Annotated in this window: 16 protein-coding genes; 11 read left to right on the forward strand and 5 right to left on the reverse strand. The window is 60.0% G+C overall.

What is annotated here, in order from left to right; translation table 11 throughout:
* Positions 1 to 41: 41 nt before the first annotated feature.
* The gene (locus F2P47_RS10705; protein ID WP_185681064.1) at positions 42 to 1,508 is read right to left on the reverse strand and encodes an amidase; all 1,467 of its coding nucleotides are present in this window, start codon (positions 1,506 to 1,508) and stop codon (positions 42 to 44) included.
* Positions 1,509 to 1,708: 200 nt separating this feature from the next.
* Between F2P47_RS10705 and F2P47_RS10710 the strand changes: the two genes are divergently transcribed.
* Together F2P47_RS10710 and F2P47_RS10715 are read left to right on the forward strand one after the other, a co-directional pair.
* Positions 1,709 to 3,349, forward strand: coding sequence for a 3-(methylthio)propionyl-CoA ligase (locus F2P47_RS10710; protein WP_152216345.1), 1,641 nt, complete (start codon positions 1,709 to 1,711; stop codon positions 3,347 to 3,349).
* Positions 3,350 to 3,378: 29 nt separating this feature from the next.
* Positions 3,379 to 4,125 (forward strand): DUF1499 domain-containing protein, encoded by a 747-nt coding sequence (locus F2P47_RS10715; RefSeq protein WP_152216346.1) that lies wholly within the window; start codon positions 3,379 to 3,381, stop codon positions 4,123 to 4,125.
* On the opposite strand, the gene F2P47_RS10720 is transcribed toward F2P47_RS10715, so the two are convergent.
* The 4 genes from F2P47_RS10720 to F2P47_RS10735 all read right to left on the reverse strand — a co-directional run bounded on the left by F2P47_RS10720 (position 4,126) and on the right by F2P47_RS10735 (position 8,251).
* A complete protein-coding gene (locus F2P47_RS10720; protein WP_152216347.1) occupies positions 4,126 to 5,010 on the reverse strand; it encodes an MBL fold metallo-hydrolase in 885 nt (294 codons plus the stop codon).
* Positions 5,011 to 5,089: 79 nt separating this feature from the next.
* Positions 5,090 to 6,622, reverse strand: coding sequence for a DHA2 family efflux MFS transporter permease subunit (locus tag F2P47_RS10725; protein ID WP_152216348.1), 1,533 nt, complete (start codon positions 6,620 to 6,622; stop codon positions 5,090 to 5,092).
* Positions 6,619 to 7,704, reverse strand: a complete 1,086-nt coding sequence (locus tag F2P47_RS10730) for an HlyD family secretion protein (protein WP_152216349.1) — start codon at positions 7,702 to 7,704, stop codon at positions 6,619 to 6,621. The genes F2P47_RS10725 and F2P47_RS10730 overlap by 4 nt, the downstream gene beginning before the upstream one ends.
* A 58-nt stretch (positions 7,705 to 7,762) precedes the next feature.
* The gene (locus tag F2P47_RS10735) at positions 7,763 to 8,251 is read right to left on the reverse strand and encodes a MarR family winged helix-turn-helix transcriptional regulator (RefSeq protein WP_152216350.1); all 489 of its coding nucleotides are present in this window, start codon (positions 8,249 to 8,251) and stop codon (positions 7,763 to 7,765) included.
* A 946-nt stretch (positions 8,252 to 9,197) separates the two neighbouring features.
* Here F2P47_RS10735 and F2P47_RS10740 point away from each other — a divergent pair.
* The 9 genes from F2P47_RS10740 to F2P47_RS10780 all read left to right on the forward strand — a co-directional run bounded on the left by F2P47_RS10740 (position 9,198) and on the right by F2P47_RS10780 (position 18,495).
* Complete coding sequence (locus F2P47_RS10740) at positions 9,198 to 10,049, forward strand: response regulator transcription factor (protein ID WP_204886627.1); 852 nt, start codon at positions 9,198 to 9,200, stop codon at positions 10,047 to 10,049.
* Positions 10,042 to 11,097, forward strand: a complete 1,056-nt coding sequence (locus tag F2P47_RS10745) for a hypothetical protein (protein WP_152216351.1) — start codon at positions 10,042 to 10,044, stop codon at positions 11,095 to 11,097. Before F2P47_RS10740 ends, F2P47_RS10745 begins: the two co-directional genes overlap by 8 nt.
* Positions 11,098 to 11,166: 69 nt before the next feature.
* On the forward strand, positions 11,167 to 11,535 hold the full coding sequence (locus tag F2P47_RS10750; protein WP_152216352.1) for a type 2 periplasmic-binding domain-containing protein: 369 nt from the start codon (positions 11,167 to 11,169) through the stop codon (positions 11,533 to 11,535).
* A complete protein-coding gene (locus tag F2P47_RS10755; RefSeq protein ID WP_152216353.1) occupies positions 11,525 to 13,378 on the forward strand; it encodes a sensor histidine kinase in 1,854 nt (617 codons plus the stop codon). Before F2P47_RS10750 ends, F2P47_RS10755 begins: the two co-directional genes overlap by 11 nt.
* Before the next feature lie 203 nt (positions 13,379 to 13,581).
* Entirely contained in the window at positions 13,582 to 14,034 is a 453-nt protein-coding gene (locus F2P47_RS10760; RefSeq protein WP_204886629.1) for a DUF2141 domain-containing protein, read from the forward strand.
* A gap of 40 nt (positions 14,035 to 14,074) precedes the next feature.
* Entirely contained in the window at positions 14,075 to 14,920 is an 846-nt protein-coding gene (locus tag F2P47_RS10765) for a thermostable hemolysin (RefSeq protein WP_152216354.1), read from the forward strand.
* Complete coding sequence (locus F2P47_RS10770; RefSeq protein ID WP_152216355.1) at positions 14,917 to 17,061, forward strand: AMP-binding protein; 2,145 nt, start codon at positions 14,917 to 14,919, stop codon at positions 17,059 to 17,061. Before F2P47_RS10765 ends, F2P47_RS10770 begins: the two co-directional genes overlap by 4 nt.
* Complete coding sequence (locus F2P47_RS10775) at positions 17,051 to 17,809, forward strand: SDR family NAD(P)-dependent oxidoreductase (protein ID WP_152216356.1); 759 nt, start codon at positions 17,051 to 17,053, stop codon at positions 17,807 to 17,809. Before F2P47_RS10770 ends, F2P47_RS10775 begins: the two co-directional genes overlap by 11 nt.
* Positions 17,810 to 17,826: 17 nt before the next feature.
* A complete protein-coding gene (locus F2P47_RS10780) occupies positions 17,827 to 18,495 on the forward strand; it encodes a tetratricopeptide repeat protein (protein WP_204886631.1) in 669 nt (222 codons plus the stop codon).
* Positions 18,496 to 18,511: the final 16 nt, after the last annotated feature.

Consider the following 18,511-nt stretch of genomic DNA (forward strand, 5'->3'; position numbering starts at 1 on the left):
GGGCGTAATATGGGAGCGTTGGGGCAGGGTGTCAAAAGGGCTCAGAATCCCGGCGGGGCGCGGAAGCCGCCGAGGAGTTCTTCGAGCATGCCGGCCACTGCGATGGTCGTGCGGTCGCCGAAATGCGGGCCGATGATCTGGACGCCGACGGGAAGCCCTTCGCTGGTGAGGCCAACGGGCGCGACGCTTGCCGGGAGATGCGCGACCATGGCGGGGCCCGCCCAGATCAGCACGTCGAAATATTCGCGCTCCTTGCCGTTCACGGCGATGCGGCGCTTGTGCCAGTTCGATTGCTGGTCATGCGGGAAGGCGGGGCGCATCAGCATCGGCGCGAGGACGACGTCATAGTCGCGGAAGAAGTCGACCCAGGCCGCCTTCAGTCGAGCCTGATGCTCGTGCCAGACGAGACGGTCGGCATAGGAAATATTCGCGCCGCGCGCTTGCAGTGAGAGGTGGCTCCGGTCATCGGCGGGAAGTTTTGCGCGCATGTCGGAAAGGCGCTGCTTCACCGTTTCGGGGAAACGCGACGCGGTGATCGAGTGTAGCAACGTCAGATAAACCTCGTTCGACCATTCGAGCGTGAAGTCGGGACGCGCGGACCAGTCGACCTTCGCACCCGCATCCTCAAGCGCCTTCGCGGCGTTGTTCAGAAGAGCGGCGGATTCCGTGTCGATGTCGCAGAAGGGGTCGTCGATCCAGACGGCGACACGCAGGTTCTTCGGGCTTGTCGCGCGCGCCGGTGCAAGATCGAGCTTCCATCCCTCCGATGCGATCTCGTCGGGACCTGCGACGATGGAGAGCAGGAGGTCGAGGTCTTCCGCGCTGCGTCCCAACGGTCCGGCGACCGACAGATCGCCTTCCGCCAGATGACCGGGTGGCGGCGAGATGTGGCCGCGCTTGGGAATGATGCCGAAGGTCGACTTGTGCCCGAAAACGCCGCAGAGATGCGCGGGCGTTCGGATCGAGCCGCCTATATCGCTGCCGATTTCGAGGCCTGTCAGGCCTGCGGCCAGTGCCGCCGCAGAACCGCCCGATGAGCCGCCGGGACCGCAGGCGAGGTTCCAGGGATTGTTCGTCGTGCCATAGACATCGTTGAAGGTCTGGAGATCGCCGGAGAGGAAAGGCACGTTGGTCTTGCCGAAGATATTGGCGCCCGCCTTCTCGATGCGCTCCACTGGCGCCGCGCTTCTCTCCGGCACATGATCCTCATATTCGGGCGAGCCGCCCGTCGAGGTCAGGCCCTTTACCTCGTAGGCGTCCTTGATGGTCATGGGGAGACCGTGGAGGGGCCCCCAGACCTCGCCGCGTGCCAGCGCTTCATCGGCGGCCAGCGCCTTTTCGCGCGCGGCGTCGAAATCGCTGGCGACAATGGCGTTGATCTTCGGATTGTGGAGAACCGTGCGGGCGATGAAATGCTCCAGCAATTCGCGCGAGCTGATTTCGCGAGACTGGATCATGCGGGCGAGCTCGGCGGCGGATTTGAAGTGAAGTTCGGTTGCTGCGGCCATGTGGTCCTCGACTTTCCCTTTTCCGCCAAGATTAACGGTCAGCGGCCCGGCCGACGCAATAAAATTGCCGTCCGGCGCCCCTTCCGACGACATTGTCGGCGAGGGGCCGAGCCGCTAGACTGCGCCAAAACCTGCGCAAAACGCTGCGTCCGGCTGGAACGGCGCCGTTTTTCGCCAATTATTGTCAGGGACAGGGAACTATGAAGGGATTGATGCAGGATTGGCCGCTGCGCGTGTCGAGCATTCTCGATCATGCGGCGCGCTTTCACGGGGATCGCGAGATCGTTTCGCGCTCGGTGGAAGGGCCGATTGTCCGCACCACTTATGCCGAGATGGCCGTTCGCGCCCGCAAGGTAGCGCAGGCGCTCCGCCGGCTCGGGGTCAACGAGGGCGATGTGGTCGCCACGATGGCCTGGAACACAGGACGGCACATGGAGGCCTGGTACGGCATCATGGGCCTCGGTGCCGTCTGCCACACGCTGAACCCGCGCCTCTTCGCCGAGCAGCTCGTCTACATCGTCAATCACGCCGAAGATAAATATATCCTGCTCGATCTGACCTTTGTGCCGATCGTCGAGGCAATCGAGGCGGAGTGCCCGAATGTGAAGGGCTATATCATCATGACGGACGCGGCCCACATGCCGCAGACCAAGCTCAAGAACGCGCTCTGCTATGAAACGCTGCTCGAGGCGGAAGACGGCAAGTTCGACTGGGTCGAGGTGGATGAGAACGCGGCTTGTGGGCTCTGCTACACGTCCGGCACGACCGGCAATCCGAAGGGTGTTCTCTATTCGCATCGCTCCAATGTGCTGCACGCGCTGATTTCGGCGACGGCCGACGCGATGGGCCTGGGTTCGACGGATTGCGTGATGCCGGTGGTGCCGATGTTCCATGCGAATGCCTGGGGCATCACCTTCTCCGCGCCCATGGTCGGCGCCAAGATCGTCATGCCGGGCCAGAAGATGGACGGCGAGAGCATCTATGAACTTCTCGATACGGAGGGCGTGACCTTTACCGCCGCCGTGCCGACCGTCTGGTTGATGCTGCTCCAGTATCTCGAAAAGACGGGCAAGAAGCTTCCGCATCTGACGCGTGTCGTCATCGGTGGCTCGGCCGCGCCGCGCTCGATGATCGATGCGTTCGAGCGCAATTACGGCGTCGATGTACGCCATGCCTGGGGCATGACGGAACTTTCACCGCTGGGCACTCTCGGCAGCTTCAAGGCGGGCATGGAGACGCTTTCGTATGACGAGAAGCTCGACATCAAGGTGAAGCAAGGGCGGCCGCCCTATGGCGTCGAGATGAAGATCACCGACGACAATGGCAATGAGCTTCCTTGGGACGCCAAGGCTTTCGGCCATCTGCTCGTTCGCGGTCCGGCTATCGCCGGTGCCTATCTCAAGGGCGAAGGCGGCCAGATTCTCGATGAAGGCGGCTGGTTCGACACGGGCGATGTCGCGACGCTCGACCCGCTCGGCTTCATGCAGATCACCGACCGCGCCAAGGACGTCATCAAGTCGGGTGGCGAATGGATTTCCTCGATCGATCTCGAAAACCTCGCGGTCGGCCATCCGAAGGTTGCCGAAGCCGCCGTTATCGGTGTCGTCCATCCGAAGTGGGACGAGCGGCCTCTGCTTATCGTCGTTCTGAAGGAAGGCGAGACGGCGACCAGGGAGGAAATTCTCCATTACATGGATGGCAAGATCGTCAAGTGGTGGATGCCTGACGATGTCGCCTTCGTTGCCGAAATTCCACATACGGCGACGGGCAAGATCCAGAAGCTCGCGCTGCGCGAGATGTTCAAGGGTTACACGCTACCTTCCGCCACTGCGGCGGAATAATCGGCCGCGAGGCCAAAGGGGAGGACGGGATGGAAGGAAAATCACGCGCCGCGCGTTGGGGCGGGCGGATCGGCATCGTGGCGATCCTGCTGCTGGCCGCCGCCATTGCGGCCAACCATCTCGGCCTGCTCGGTTATGAGCTGCCGCTCATGGGCATCGCGGTTGCCGCGCTGCTCGGTGTCATAGCCATTCTGGTCTCGCTCATCGGCCTCATCATTACATTGCGTGGCAAGCCGGGCGCGGGGGCGGCGGTTCTCGGCGTGGTGCTTGGGGTGGTGGCGGCTGCGCCGCTTGCCTCCACCTTCGTTCTCGGTCGTGGCGTGCCGCGCATTCACGACATCACGACCGATCTCGCGAACCCGCCTCAGTTCGAGGCGGTCGTCGCTCTGCGTCAGGGCGCGCCGAATGCGCTCGACCGTTCGACGCCAGCCGATCTCGCGGAGCAGCAGCAGAAGGCCTATCCTGATCTTGTGACGCTCACCGTGGCGGAGCAGCCGGGCAAGGTCTATGTGGCCGCGCTCGAGACTGCGAAGGAGATGGGCTGGACGCTCGACCGCTCGACGCCTGAAAAAGGATTGATCGAGGCAACTGCGGTGACCAGGCTCATCGGCTTCAAGGATGATGTCGCGATCCGCATCACGGAGAAGGATGGCGGCACGGCAGTCGATCTTCGCTCCGTCTCGCGCGTTGGCGTGAGCGATCTCGGCGCCAATGCGAAGCGCATCCGCGCATTTCTCGATGCGCTGAAGGCGAAGCTCGCGACGCAGGGCTCCTGATCAGGGTAAGCGATATTCTGCACCGAGCGCGGGCTCGCCGTCAGTCACGACGCGGCCCTGCTGGACAAGCCGTCCCATATGCGCAAGCACGGAACGGGCGGCCGCCGGATAGAGCCTCTTGTCGACTGCGGCATAGATCACCGGCACCATGTCCGCGATGCGGGTGTGGCCCGCCTTCAATTGTTCGATGATCTGGCTTTCGCGATCCTCGCGATGGGCGATGAAGGCGCGGACGAAGGGCTTGGGGTCGCGGATCGCGGGCCCGTGCGTCGGCCAGTAGGTTTCGTCGTCACGTGTGAGCAGCAGTTCGAGCGAGTTCATGTAGTCGCTCATATTGCCATCGGGCGGGCTGACGATGCTGGTGGACCAGCCCATGACGTGGTCGCCGGAGAAGAGCGCCTTTTCCTCGCGGAGCGCGAAGCAGATGTGGTTCGAGGTGTGGCCCGGCGTATGGACGCATTCGACGCTCCAGCCCTCGCCCTCGATGATATCGCCATGCCGGATTTCGACATCCGGCACGAAGGACATGTCGCCATCTTCCTCGCCGGCGCCGCCGGCATGCGGACCGTAACCATAGGTCCTGGCGCCCGTGCGCGCCTTGAGCGGCGCTGCCGCCGGCGAGTGGTCGCTATGGGTGTGGGTGATGAGGATATGGGTAACTGTCTCGCCTTCGAGCGCGCGCATCAGCGCCTCAACATGCTTTTCGTCGAGCGGGCCGGGATCGATTACCGCGACCGTGCCACGGCCGACGATATAGGTGCCCGTACCCTTGTAAGTGAAGGCCGAAGGATTTTCCGCGACGACGCGGCGGATCAGCGGCGAAACCTGCTCGCTTTCGCCATAAGTGAATTCGATCTCGCGCACGTAAGGAATTTCGACGGCCATCGGAATATCTCTCATTTTGCCGCGGCTGTTTGCGACTGTGCCGCAGCATGGACCGGGCAGGCGGTCAGTTCAACGGCTCTCAGTCCATCACTGCATGGGCGGCCTGATCGGCGGGTATCGGGTTGGTCATCTTCGGCGAGCGCATCAGATAGACCGCCGGGACGGCAATCAGTGTCAGCCACATCATCAGCTTGAAGCCGTCGATATAGGCTATCGCGGCCGCCTGTTGCGTCACCAGCCCATTGATAACGCTCAGGCCCCGCGGGTTGTCGATCGAGAAGGAGGCGTATGCAGAGCCAGTGCGCAGCAGGGGATTGAACGGGCTTATATGCGCGGCAAGCTGCGCGTGGTTCACCTGCGTCATCGTTGCGATCATCGCCTGAGTGGTGGCGATGCCGATACTCGATCCGACATTTCGCATGAGGCTGAAGAAGCTTGTTCCTTCGGTGCGCAGATGTGCCTGGAGCGTCACGAAGGAAAGTGTCGTCAGAGGTGCGAAGATGAAGCCGAGGCCGAGGCCCTGCATGACGCCGGTGCGAACGATTTCCATCTCGCTCACATTGAGGTCGAATTTGCTCATTTCCCACAGCGTGAAAGACGTGAGAGCAAAGCCGCCAGAAATGATGAGACGCATGTCGACGGAGTTGATGATGCGTCCGGCGACCACCATGGCGACCATCGTTCCGAAGCCGCGCGGGGCGAGCACGATGCCGGTGGTGATGACCGGATAGCCCTTCAGATTCTGCAGGAAGGTCGGCATCAGCGCCATGGTGGCATAGAGCACGAAGCCGACCGCCATGGACAGGCAGAGGCCGAGCATCAGATTGCGATCCTTGAACAGATCGAGATCGATGAAGGGCTGCCGCGTCGTCGACGAATGTACGATGAACAGATAGAGGCCGAAGGCGGCGAGCAACGCCTCAAGGATGATCTCGCTTGATCCGAACCAGTCCTGAATGTTGCCGCGGTCGAGCATGAGCTGCGTGGCGCCGATGGCGAGGCTCAGAAACGCGAAACCGAGCCAGTCGAAGCGGCGCTCCTTTGAAAGCATCGACTCCCGCAATGCGCCGACAATTGCGCTGAAGGCCAGCACACCGAATGGTACGTTGATGTAGAAGACCCAGCGCCAGCTGTAATTGTCGGTAAGCCAGCCGCCGAGCGCGGGCCCGACGATTGGCCCCACCATGACGCCAACGCCCCACAGCGCCATCATCTTGCCGCGCTGCTCCATCGTGTACATGTCGAACATGATGGTCTGTGAGAGCGGCACGAAGGCGGCGCCGAACGCGCCCTGGGCGAGCCGGAAGAAGACAATCTGGTCGAGCGTTTGCGCCGCGCCGCAGAGCATCGACGTGACCGTGAAGCCGACGACTGAAATCGCCAGAAGCCGCTTGCGCCCGAAACGGATCGCAAGAAAGGCGGTGAGCGGCGTCGCGATGGCGGCGGCGATGATGTAGGAGGTCAGGACCCAGGCGATCTGATCCTGCGTCGCCGCCACGCTGCCCTGCATGTGGGGCAGGGCGACGTTCGCGATCGTTGAGTCGAGCGTCTGCATCACCGTTGCCAGCATGACGCCAGCGGTGACGATCGCTTTGCGCATCGTCTCGTTCATTGAGCGCCGCTCGCCGTCTGGAGAGACGTGACCGGCTCCGACTTCGTGTCGATCTCGATATTGGCGCTCATGCCGGCGCGGATTTCGGGGTCGCCCTGCTTGCGGTCGATTGCGATGCGGACAGGAATGCGCTGCACGACCTTCACCCAGTTGCCTGTCGCGTTCTGCGCGGGGAGCACGGAGAACTCCGAACCCGTCGCCTGGGAGATGCTTGCGACATGGCCGGTCCATTTGTGGCCCGGATAGGTGTCAATGTCGATCTCGGCCAATTGTCCGGCATGGACGTTGGTGAGGTCGGTTTCCTTGAAGTTGCCTTCGATCCAGACATTGTCATGCGAAACGACGCTCAGGACGGCCATGCCGGGCGCAATCTGATCGCCGACCTGGGGCTGCTTGCCAGCCACGCCGTCGAAGGGCGCGCGCACGGTCGTGCGCTCGAGATTGAGCGCGGCGTTGTCGCGCATGGCCTTGGCGGCAAGATAGGAGGCATGCGACTCCACCGGCGCGTCGGGCGCGCCGTCGAGTTGCGCCGAAATCTGTTCGAGGCTCTGCCGCAGCACGCCGTCAAGCTGGCTCGCCGTATCGAAATTATGACGCGCCGTGTCGAGGTTGGACTGGCTGGCGAAGTTGCTCTTGGCGAGCGCCGACTGGCGTTCGAACTGACGCTTGTAATAGGCGATGCTGGTCGCCGAAAGGCCGAGCTGCGCGACGGTCATTTCATACTTTGCGCGCAGCGCCTTCACATTCGCGGTCGCAGTGGCGAGCTGCGCCTCAGCCTGCGCGAGCGCGATCTGGTAAGGGGCGGGGTCGATCAGGAAGAGAGGATCGCCCGCCTTCACAAACTGGTTCTCCCTCACGAAGACCTTGACGATGCGCCCGCCGACATCGGGGCTCACCGAGACCATATCCGCCTTCGCATAGGCGTTATCGGTGCTCACGTAGCGACCGCCCGTAAAATAGAAATAGGCGATGAGCGCGATGAGGAGGGCTGGGACGCCGATCAACAGGATCGGGCGAAGCTGCGCCCTGTCGCTCAAGAGGCGCCGCGCCGTGTTCGAAACGGGGGCGAATGTCACCGACATGCTTGATGCCTTTCAATTCCAAATGACGAATATCGAGTGGTGGAACGGCGGACGGCCGTCAGTCGCCGCGCGTCGGCGCAGAAGAGGCGCCGAGATGCACGGCGGCGACATTGCCGCGTAACCGTTCAAGAAGGCCCGCGAGCGCCTCTACTTCAGAGCGCGCGAAACCACCAAGAATGGTGCCGTAGATTTCTTCCGCAATGTCCCAGATCTGATCAAGAAGCGGGGCCGCCTGCTCGGTGAGAAACAGACGTTGCGCGCGCCGATCCTTGGGGTCCGGGCGCCGCTCCACAAAACCCGCCGCGACGAGCTTGTCGATCAGGCGCGCGACCGTGATCGGCTGAACGTCCAGCAGATCGGCCAGGCTTACCTGGTTGAGCCCCTCATTGCGCGACAGGTGTACGAGCGCGCGCCACTGCGCCTGTGTCAGGCCAAGGGGTGCGATGCGCTCGTTGAAGATGCGTCGGAGCATCCGCGACGAGTCGCCGATCAGGAAGCCGATCCCGAGATCGAGGGAGCGGACGACGGGGAGAGGTTTATGCAGCATTGCTGTTTAAAGGCCTTACACTTAATAAGCCTTACTTATTATACAAAGACAATAAAAGCCTCGGCAAGGGGGCTTTTGTGGGGGGGGAGGGGCAGATTGATTTTGGCTCGGCTACCAATTCAAAGGGGCGATACTTTAGATGCCCTCTAAACTGGGCCGCCCGGTTTCCCGCCTCCATCTGTTCCTTGCTTTGGAGAGGGCGCTTGCATCCGGCGGCGGTTCCCAGCTCTTGCCGATCTGCTGCAGGGCAGGACGAATCCGTGGCATGAGCTGATCTGCCGCAAGCCGGCCTATATGCCGTCGAAGCCACTGAGATATCTCAGCGTCAAAGGCTCCTCACCGTGCTCAGCGGCATCGACCGGCGCATGGATGGCAAGGTCCAACGGAGGAATCTCAAGAGTTGATTTGGGCCGCTCTGCGCGCATCATCGACGCGATGAGGTGCAAAAGATGGCATTCAACATAGAGCGTTAAAATAGTTTGCTTACAGATTTATTTTGACCGATCTGTTCTACTTTCTCTTCGGGTTCAGGGAGGGTCTGATCGTCTGCGTACATCAAGTGTGTGAGAGCAATTCTCAGTCCTGTTTCATCTCAGGCTACCGACGCCCCTGCCGGCCCCATCATTCTTCGTGTCGGCCAGCGAGCATCTCGGCAAAAAGCCACGGATCGCAGCCGCACTTCTACGTCGGTACATTCATTACCGATGTGTAATGTCGTTGAACTTTTTTTTGACTTATAGGAAGCAGGTTGGCGGCACGTTTTTGCGGCGTATATGCGAACGATGCGCATTGTTTCTGTCTTCCGACTGCGTGGTCCATGACCTCCTGCGGAAATTGTCTCCGCTCGTTAATTCTCCAAGAAACTCCAAACAGGAATCTGTTTAAGTCGCAAAGAATGCAGCGCTGTAGCTGCTTATGAAATGGGCAATTTTTACAATACCGCCAAATGCGGACAAACTTTAAAGAAGCCTCCGCACGCGGGAGGCTTTACCGAAAGTGCCGGAATTTTTCGCTCTCCGGAACGGCAGTCATTGTTTCTGCCATTTTCCGCGAACAGGGGGATGTCGTGTACCGCGTTTTGATAGTCGATGACGATGTCGAACTCACAGAGTTGCTGCGCGAATATATAGAGCTTGAAGGCTTCACGGTGGAGTGCGTCCATGACGGCCTCGCCTGCTTGCGCAGCGATGTCGATGTCCATGATCTCATCGTGCTCGACGTCATGCTCCCGTCGATTTCCGGCTTCGAAGTTTTGAAGAGGTTGAGGCAGCGTTCGAAGGTTCCGGTGATCATGCTGACCGCGCGCGACGGTGATGTCGATCGTGTCGTTGGTCTTGAGTTGGGAGCAGACGATTATGTGTCCAAGCCCGTCAATCCCAGGGAACTGATCGCCCGCATAAGAGCAGTCCTTCGCCGCACAAACCCGGCAGAGTCAGGGTCTTCAGGCGAATTGGAGGTCGGTGACATTCGCCTGGATGCCGCATCGCGCAGCGCATGGGCGATTGGTCGACGTCTTGAGCTCACCACCGCCGAATTTGATCTGCTTCAGCACCTCATGCGCAATGCGGGAATTATTGTGTCGCGCGACGAACTGTCCTCGGCGGTATTCGGGCGCAAGCACGCCGCGTCCGCCGACCGTAATGTCGACACGCTGGTGAGCAAGGTCCGACGAAAGATAGTGCCTGCGGGCGGCGTCGAGACATGCATAAAGACGATCCGCAATGTCGGATATCTCTATGCACTTCCGTCGGCATCGACGCCGGACAGAGACCGCCGGCGGGCCGCTGTCGATGATTGAACGGTTCGACAGTCTCTCGCGTTTGACGGTCGGTCTTGCCGCGGTCGGACTTGCGTCGTGTCTGACAAGCAACCCGGCATATGCAGGCGGAAAGTATCAGCTTGGCAGTGGCTATGACGTGGGGCCGTTCAATTTCTCGGGCTACATGAATTTTGTGGTGGCCTTGCCGGATCAAGGGCCGAAGTCCGCCACCCTCGAAGACCTCAGCCTCTTTGCAGCCGGCCATATCTCGAAACTCATAAATCCCTTTGTGGAGGCGGAGCTGACGCATCTTGTCGTCGCCGACACCGACCATTCGGGGGAGAACAACACCGGCGCGGAACTGGTTCTGGAGCGCTATTACAACGACTCCTATCTGTCCGACAGCGTCATACTGCGTTTGGGCAAGATGCTCGCGCCGGTTGGCGAGTGGAATTTGAATCATGCCGCGCCTCTTGTTCTGGCGACCTCGCGGCCTGCGGTGACCTTCCGGAATTTTGCCGCTTACATTCAGGGCGTTTCCCTTCTGTACAGCGATCCGGAGGGAGGCGCTCCCGACATGCAGGTCTATTGGCAACCTGATTGGGAAGAGACGGAAAAGCCGCGCGGCGTGGTCTTCGAACAGCACAAGATGGCCGAGGGGATTCACGTCAGCGTTCCGATTCTCCAGTTCGACAAGGTAGGATTTTCGTTTCAGCGGGTTGTCGACTTTCACGGTGTAACTCAATCGCTCGTCGGCGGAGATTTTCGCTACACGCTTCAGAACGTCACCCTGCAAGGGGAAGCGACCTATTCAAGTCTTTCAGGCGGAGACATGACGCGCCTCAGAGATGATGAGTCTGGCGGATATCTCTCCGCCACCTATGCGTTCAATCCGAGATGGTCGGCCTATTCGTGGTATGAGGCATTCATGGACCGAACCCAGACATCGGCGGCGCAGGATGCGCTTGTGGGCGTCGCATATCATCCCGTCGATGTGATGGTCGTCAAACTCGAATATCTGCAGAATTTCGGTGGAACCCCTGTAAATCCGACGGGACTGTTTGCGTCCTGGTCGGTGCTATTCTGAACCGTGCCAATAGCAAGAGCCACATTCTTCCTCGTCGTCGTTATTAATCTGCTTACGGTGCAAGTGGCCGTGGCCGAAGAGCTTCTTATCATCGCCAATCCATCTGTCGGCCCGATTGCGCCGATGACACTGAGGCAGATTTCCGCGATTTATCTGTTGAGGATGATTTCCTGGCCGGATGGCAGCCACGTCATTCCCGTCAATCGGGAGCTCGGGAGCAGGGCGCGGGAAAGGTTCACCACCTTGGTGCTTCGTGAAGACAATGCCGCTCTGGTCGACTACTGGAACAAGATGCACTTCCAGGGAAAGTCGCCGCCTGTGATTCAGGAGTCTGAGCAGGCGATGCTCGCTTTCGTGCGCAGCGTGCCGGGCGCGGTCGGGTATGTATCTGCATCGACGCCTGTCGATGGAGTAGAGGTCCTCGACCATGTTCCATAGACTTTGCAGGGAGTGGAGTGGCGGTCCGGGCGAGTTCTTACGTCGCTCGATTTCCCGCAAGATTCTGGCCGCTTTGGTAGCGATCTATGTCGTGACCTATGCGTCGACCGCATTCATCGTCTATTCCAGCGTCTCCACGTCCATTGTGGATTCAAATATGCAGGCGCTGCACGAGTTGGCGCAGCGCAAATATGAGCGGGTAGAGAGCGTATTGGGCGCGGCGGCGACCGATCTCACCGCTTGGTCGCAGCTGGAGGTGATGAACGATCTGGTGTCTGGCGATCTCGACAAGCGCATCGATTCGACGCTTGACGGGTTGAAGCGGCTCTATGACTTGAGCGGCGATATCTACGCTTATGATATCAAGGGAAGGCTGATTTCCAGTACGCGCGCTGACAATCCGGCGGGCGAACTGCCATCCGTATGGAGAAGGCCGGAAAAGCATCTTGTTTTCATCGACAAGCATGTGGATCCGGTTTCGCACGCCGATATCGTCGCTCTGGAAATTCCGGTGTTCGGGACTTTCGACAAGAATTATCAGATCGGATGGCTGGTGCTCACCTATCCATGGGCGGGTGTCGAGCGGTTGCTTTTCAGCGGCGACACGGCAACGGTTCTCAAGGCGACTGGTAGTCAGACATCGATACTGGCGGCCGACTGGGGCCCGTTTGCGGGTCGTGCCGATGCCGATGAACGTCAGGCATGGCTCAGCGGCAAAGATGGCGACATCGTTGCCGGGCGTTCCGCGCCGAGCAAAGGCATTCTCGGGCACTGGCAGGTTTTCGCCCTGCAGAAGACGAATGTGACCGCGCATCTCCTTTGGCGTATCGGTGGGGAACTCATCATGCTGGGGGGAGCATTGGCCGTGCCGATCATCGGCGTCGGGCGATGGCTCTCAAACAGGCTGACGGCGCCGGTCGTGGAATTGACGCGGGTCGTCAGCGAAATCACAGAGACCGACAATCTCGATGTCAGGGTTCCGGAGGCGAGCACGGACGAGCTGGGCACACTGGCGCGTTCCTTCAATCGAATGACTGAAAGCCTTCAGCGCGCGGCCGGCGAAAGAGAACGATTTGTGGAAGATCTGGAGGCGCTGAACCAGACGCTTGAGACGAAGGTGGCGGCGCGCACGGAGGAACTTGAGGTCGCGGTCGCGACTCAAAAGCGCCTCATCGGTGATATCTCCCACGAAATCAAGTCGCCGCTGGCGCGCCTCGGAATGGCGCTCGGCCTGCTTCGGCGATCCGTCAACGACAGCCGTACGACGAAGCATTTCGATCGCATGGAGCGCGAGATCGACAATATCTCCGCATTGGCGAGCGAGCTTCTGACGCTCATGCGGCTTGATACAGCCGCTGACGCCGTCGAGTTCATGGTTGTCGATATTTGCGAGGTGATCACGCAGATCGCGTCCGATGCGACTTATGAAGCGCCGAACCGGAAAGACGACATGCATCTGTTTTTGCCGACGGCGGCTGTCTTTGTAATGGGCGACGCCCAGCTGCTTGCCCGGGCGATCGAGAATGTCGTGAGGAACGCACTTTTTTACACAACCGAGAAGACACCGGTTGACGTCATCGTTCGCGCAGAGGGCGACGGGCAGGTGGTGATAGAGGTGCATGATTTCGGCCCGGGTGTTCCACCGGCCGCCCTTGCCCAATTGTTCGAGCCTTTCTATCGCGTCGACGATGCCAGAGCCCGCAATACGGGTGGCTCTGGCATCGGCCTGGCAATTTGTCAGCGCGTCATGATTCTTCATGGCGGAACTGTCCGCGCACGCGACAATGATCCTAAAGGTCTCGTCGTGGAGATGACGCTGCCGACAAACCGGAGCGCGGCATAGCAAAGGACCGGGCAATGGACTTTACGATGCTTTGCTTCCGCAGCCCGATGAAACTCCACATTCCTGGCTGTCTTCTCTGCACAACTCGAAGAACCGATCTGTAGGTTCGCATTGCAGCGACAACCGGACGTGCGGAGCGATCCGTCGATGTCCGGGCTGCCCGCGAGCGATGTCCGCTCCGCGGAGGGGGAGTGCTTGGCACCATGGCTCGATTGAACTGGTCGATGATCCTCGACCGATTGCCTGCGCCGACGATCGGTCTCGCGGCGTTGATGGCGGCAAGCACGGCGGCCGCCGCCGACCTGAAGGTGGTGGTCCACGGCGTTAGGCCAGGCGATGGAAATGTCCGTGTAGCCCTTTACGAGAAGGCCGAAGGTTTTCGTCATGAACAGAATGCCCGCAGCGTTCTGTCCGTCCCGGCGACGAGTGGCGACGTTTCGGTCACCTTCCCCCATTTACCAGCAGGGCGCTATGCGGTGATCGCCTACCACGACGAGAACGGCAACAAGAAGCTCGATCTGCTAATGGGCATGTTTCCGCAAGAAGGATGGGGGTTCTCCAACGATCCGACCGTTATCGGTCCTCCGGGATTCGACGCCTCCGCCTTCGATCTCGCGGACAAGGGCGCGAACGTCGACGTGAAGCTGCACTACTGAAGGCGGCGCACTGGCTGGCGCATCTCTCGCGTCAATCTCCATGGGTTCGGTGCTCTTCTCCACACAACTCGAAATTTGGATGGGTAGGCTCGTGATCACAGGACGGAACAGCGGATTTTACAACTCGGGTCTAGCGCCGCAGAGTTCAAAGGAGATGACAGTGCTCGAAATTTCCTTCAGGTCGGATGCAAGGATTTGCGGCACGCTCTTCATGGACAGGAACCACGTCGAACGTCTGACCAATCTTGTTCCGTCTGAAATTTCCCTCACCCAATGGTCTCAGCCTGGCCGCGAGCGTGTCGAACAATTCATCGAGAATATCTACGCACAAGGCTACGGCTCGAAAATCACGCAGCATTATCCTACGCTGGTGAATGTCCGGGACCAGCAGGGGAACGTGATTGCAGCGGTCGGCTTGCGCATGGCTGCAGAAGAGCCGCTGTTTCTCGAACGCTATCTGGATGCGCCGATCGAGAAAATCGTCGGCAAGGCAACGGGCGCCGCGACGGCTCGGGACGAGATCGTCGAGATCGGAAATCTGGCATCCGCTGGAAAGGGCGCATCGGTCTTTCTCTTCGTGACACTTGCGGCCTATCTCCGGCAACGAAATTTGTCCTATGCGGTTGTGACCGCCACAAAGGCGCTGCGCCGATCTTTCGCGCTCTTTGGTATCGAGTTTGCGGAACTCGCCCCGGCCAAGGCCGCTGCGCTGCCGGACAATGGCGTGGCGTGGGGAAGCTACTACACGCGCGACCCGCGGGTTCTGGTCGGCGCAATCCAGCCGGCGTTCTCCAAACTGGAGCCGTTCCTTCCGCTTTCATCCAACGACGATCTGCAACGTCTGTTCGCCCGCCTGTGTCCTCCGGCGGAAGGGGTACTGCAATGAGTTTGATTCTTGAAACCGTGCAGGAGCACGCGCGGCAGCGTCCGGACGAAGTAGCGCTGATGGACGGAGCGGTTAGCCTCTCCTACGGATCATTGTCGGCAGAGATCGTGACGCTGGCGAAGGTGCTCGAGGTCAAATGCCGTCGGCCGGGGGCAATCGCCTATTGTCTCGACAATTCGGCGGCCTGGGTTGTGCTCGATCTGGCTTTTGTGGAGCTGCGGCGGCCAGTCGTTCCGCTTCCGCCATTTTTTACGTCCGCTCAACGCCGGCATGTCCTCGAACAGGCCGGCGTATCCTACCTGATCGTCGACCGGCCATTGGCGGATGAGAACCCATCCGGCAGCATGACTGTGTGTGGTCGCGACATTCACTGGTACGAATACGACGCCTGGCCCGTTGATCTTCCTCCGGGCACCGCGAAGATCACCTACACTTCGGGAACGACCGGACAGCCAAAGGGTGTTTGCCTTTCCCAGGAAGGTCTTGAACAGGTTGCGATCTCCCTCGTCGACATTATCGGCACGGAGTATGCGGGCATCCATTGTGCCGTTCTGCCGCTCGCCATTCTCCTCGAAAATATCGCGGGATTGTATCCTACGTTGCTTGCAGGCGGATGTTACCATGCACCGTCGCTGATGAAGCTCGGCTTCGCGAATACCTTCTCCCCCGATTTCGGAACGCTTGTGCGGGCGCTGAAGAGCTGCGATGCCACAAGCATCATTGTGGTGCCTGAAATTCTACGGGGCCTTCTGGCAGCCCTTGTCGCGACTTCGACATCGCTGCCCGCGATGAAACTGATCGCGGTCGGCGGCGCCAAGGTACCTCGCGCATTGCTCGAAACGGCCGAAGCCATGGGGCTGCCGGTGTTTCAGGGTTACGGGCTGAGTGAAGCTGCGTCGGTGGTGGCGTTCAACACGCATTATCGAAACCGGCTCGGAAGTGTCGGACGACCTTTACCCCATACTTGCATCGAACTCGCCGCCGACGGAGAGATCCTCATTTTCCAACCGGCGCTGCTTGGCTATGTGGGCGAAGCGGCAATGCCGAGAGTTCTCGCGACCGGGGATATCGGACGGTTCGACGAGGACGGATTTCTTCATATCGAAGGGCGGAAGTCCAACATCCTGATCACCGCATTCGGCCGGAACGTGGCGCCCGAGTGGGTCGAGAGCGAGCTCTTGTCACAGCCCCAGATCGGTCAGGCCATCGTCTTCGGCGAAGGTCGCCCCGCGCTCGGCGCGCTGATCGTGCCGTCGTCGCTCAACGTAACCGATGCGGACATTGCGCGCGCCGTAGAGCAGGCCAACCGGAATTTACCCGACTATGCCCGGATCGTTCACTGGGCCAAGGTCATGCCCTTCACGCCGATCAATGGGCAGCTGACGGACAATGGGCGTCTCAAACGACCGGCCATCCTCGACGCCTACCATTCAACCATCGCACGCTGCCTCGAACGGAAGGGACAATATGTGAGCTTCTTCGAAACGCTGATCATCGAGACGACACCGGAGCGCGAATATCTCCAGGCTTCTCCGCAAATTCGCGACGGCCTTCAGGGCAAGATATCGCGACAGGCCTATCTGGATTATCTGGCCGAGGCGTTTCATCACGTAAAGCATACGGTGCCATTGATGACGCTTGCGGCGCAAAAGATACCGCCGGAAAAGGCGTGGCTGCGCGAATTGCTCGGCCACTACATCGAGGAAGAGACAGGCCACGAAGAGTGGATTCTCGATGACATCAGGCATGTGGGGGGCAATCCCGATGCCGTGCGTCACGGAGTGCCGAGGCTCGAGACTGAACTGATGGTGGCCTATGCCTATGACTTTGTCGGGCGAGTCAATCCAGTTGGTTTCTTCGGCATGGTCCTCGTTCTCGAGGGAACGAGCATGCAGTTGGCCTCGCGCGGAGCGCACGCTCTCATGCAGTCTCTCGGCCTGTCTGAAAGCTGCTTTCACTATCTTCTCTCTCACGGCGCGCTCGACATTGATCACATAAAGTTCCTCGAAAATCTGATGAATCGTATCGACGATCCGTCCGATCAAGCCGCCATTATTCATATGGCGAAAGCCATGTTCATTCTGTTTGCGAATGTGTTCCGCAGCATTCCGCACAATGCGGAGGAAGCAGATGCCGCTTAGCCAGAAGAAAATCGCCTTGACTGGCGGCACCGGCGGCATCGGCACGCTTGTCGCCGCAGAGCTTCGGGCGGCGCAAGCCAATGTCGTGATCGTAGACCGCTCGGAAACGAGGTCATCCGACTCGATGCAGATCAGAGGAGACCTGTCGACAATGGAGGGAATTTCGGATGTCGCCGCGACGCTTGCGCTCTGGTCGCCGGATATTCTGATCAATCTGGCCGGCACGCAATTCTTTGGTCCATTCGAGGATCAGTCGCCAGATGATATTCGCTCAACCTATATGATCAATCTGGTTGCACCGGCGATGCTTACGCAGGCGGTCGTTCCTTCCATGAAGAGACGTGGATCTGGCCATATCGTGAATATCGGATCGATATTCGGGTCGATCAACTACCCGCACTTCGCCACCTATTCGAGCGCGAAGGCAGGGCTTCGCGGCTTGAGCGAAGCGCTGCGTCGCGAGCTCGGCGGAACCGGTATCGACATCACCTACATCGCCCCGCGCGCGGTCAGGACCGGTTTGAGCAGCGGAAACGTCGGACGATTTGTCGAGATGGCAAATATGCAACTGGATGAGCCGACGGCCGTCGCGCGCCGCATCGTCCGGGCCATACAGACCCGCAAGAAGGAGCTCTTTATCGGCCTTCCGGAGCGCTTCTTTGTTGCGCTCAACGCGGTTGCGCCGCGGCTGGTTGATGCCGGTCTGACGGCGCAAACCGTGAAGGCAAGAGCACTGTTCAACTCATAGAAGCGAGACTTCCGACAATGCCTAAACTGGATCAATTTCTCTTCGCGGCCGCCTTGGGCGGTGCCTTGTTCGCCACTGCGCCGGCCAGCGCCGATCAGCCTTCTATGCACGCGGATGTTCATCGGCTGGAAGCCGAGTGGGCCCGGGTCAAGTATCAGGTGAAAGATGAAGGCGAACAGCTCACAGAAATCGAAAGCCTGAAGAAGCAGGCAGACGCTGTGGTCAGGCAATATCCGGGACAGGCCGAGCCACTCCTTTGGGATGGCATCGTCACCAGCGAGAATGCCGCATTGGCAAATATCTTCCAGCAGCTCGGCCTTGCCAAGGAGGCGCGCGGGTTGTTCGAGCGCGCTCTTGCGATTGATCCGTCGGGATTGAACGGCGCCATATCCATGAGCCTCGGCGTTCTCTACTATCGTGTGCCCGGATCTCCGCTCGGCTTCGGAGATGACGATATGGCCCGAAAGGATCTCGAGACGGCTCTTGCGAAGGACCCAAACGGACTAGATGCCAACTATTTCTACGGGGATTTTCTGGTCGAGCAGGGCGAATACGACAAAGCCAGGAACGTCCTTGTTCACGCTCTGGATGCGCCGGTCGACAAGGAACGCCCGGTCTGGGATGCGGGGCGCCGCGAGGAAGTTCGTCAGCTGATTGCCAAGGCCGAAGCGCATGTGCGCAGCTAATGTGTCGCGGCAGGGC

This window comes from Parvibaculum sedimenti (assembly GCF_009184905.1).
GTDB classification, from domain to species: domain Bacteria; phylum Pseudomonadota; class Alphaproteobacteria; order Parvibaculales; family Parvibaculaceae; genus Parvibaculum; species Parvibaculum sedimenti.

Excerpts from the sequence above, each read along its gene's own strand:
- F2P47_RS10740 (WP_204886627.1), top strand. The coding sequence starts at position 9,198 with ATGCGGACAAACTTTAAAGAAGCCTCCGCACGCGGGAGGCTTTACCGA.
- F2P47_RS10725 (WP_152216348.1), bottom strand. The coding sequence starts at position 6,622 with ATGAACGAGACGATGCGCAAAGCGATCGTCACCGCTGGCGTCATGCTG.
- F2P47_RS10765 (WP_152216354.1), top strand. The coding sequence starts at position 14,075 with ATGGGTTCGGTGCTCTTCTCCACACAACTCGAAATTTGGATGGGTAGG.
- F2P47_RS10720 (WP_152216347.1), bottom strand. The coding sequence starts at position 5,010 with ATGGCCGTCGAAATTCCTTACGTGCGCGAGATCGAATTCACTTATGGC.
- F2P47_RS10705 (WP_185681064.1), bottom strand. The coding sequence starts at position 1,508 with ATGGCCGCAGCAACCGAACTTCACTTCAAATCCGCCGCCGAGCTCGCC.
- F2P47_RS10730 (WP_152216349.1), bottom strand. The coding sequence starts at position 7,704 with ATGTCGGTGACATTCGCCCCCGTTTCGAACACGGCGCGGCGCCTCTTG.
- F2P47_RS10745 (WP_152216351.1), top strand. The coding sequence starts at position 10,042 with ATGATTGAACGGTTCGACAGTCTCTCGCGTTTGACGGTCGGTCTTGCC.
- F2P47_RS10755 (WP_152216353.1), top strand. The coding sequence starts at position 11,525 with ATGTTCCATAGACTTTGCAGGGAGTGGAGTGGCGGTCCGGGCGAGTTC.
- F2P47_RS10775 (WP_152216356.1), top strand. The coding sequence starts at position 17,051 with ATGCCGCTTAGCCAGAAGAAAATCGCCTTGACTGGCGGCACCGGCGGC.
- F2P47_RS10760 (WP_204886629.1), top strand. The coding sequence starts at position 13,582 with ATGGCTCGATTGAACTGGTCGATGATCCTCGACCGATTGCCTGCGCCG.
- F2P47_RS10735 (WP_152216350.1), bottom strand. The coding sequence starts at position 8,251 with ATGCTGCATAAACCTCTCCCCGTCGTCCGCTCCCTCGATCTCGGGATC.
- F2P47_RS10715 (WP_152216346.1), top strand. The coding sequence starts at position 3,379 with ATGGAAGGAAAATCACGCGCCGCGCGTTGGGGCGGGCGGATCGGCATC.
- F2P47_RS10780 (WP_204886631.1), top strand. The coding sequence starts at position 17,827 with ATGCCTAAACTGGATCAATTTCTCTTCGCGGCCGCCTTGGGCGGTGCC.
- F2P47_RS10770 (WP_152216355.1), top strand. The coding sequence starts at position 14,917 with ATGAGTTTGATTCTTGAAACCGTGCAGGAGCACGCGCGGCAGCGTCCG.
- F2P47_RS10710 (WP_152216345.1), top strand. The coding sequence starts at position 1,709 with ATGAAGGGATTGATGCAGGATTGGCCGCTGCGCGTGTCGAGCATTCTC.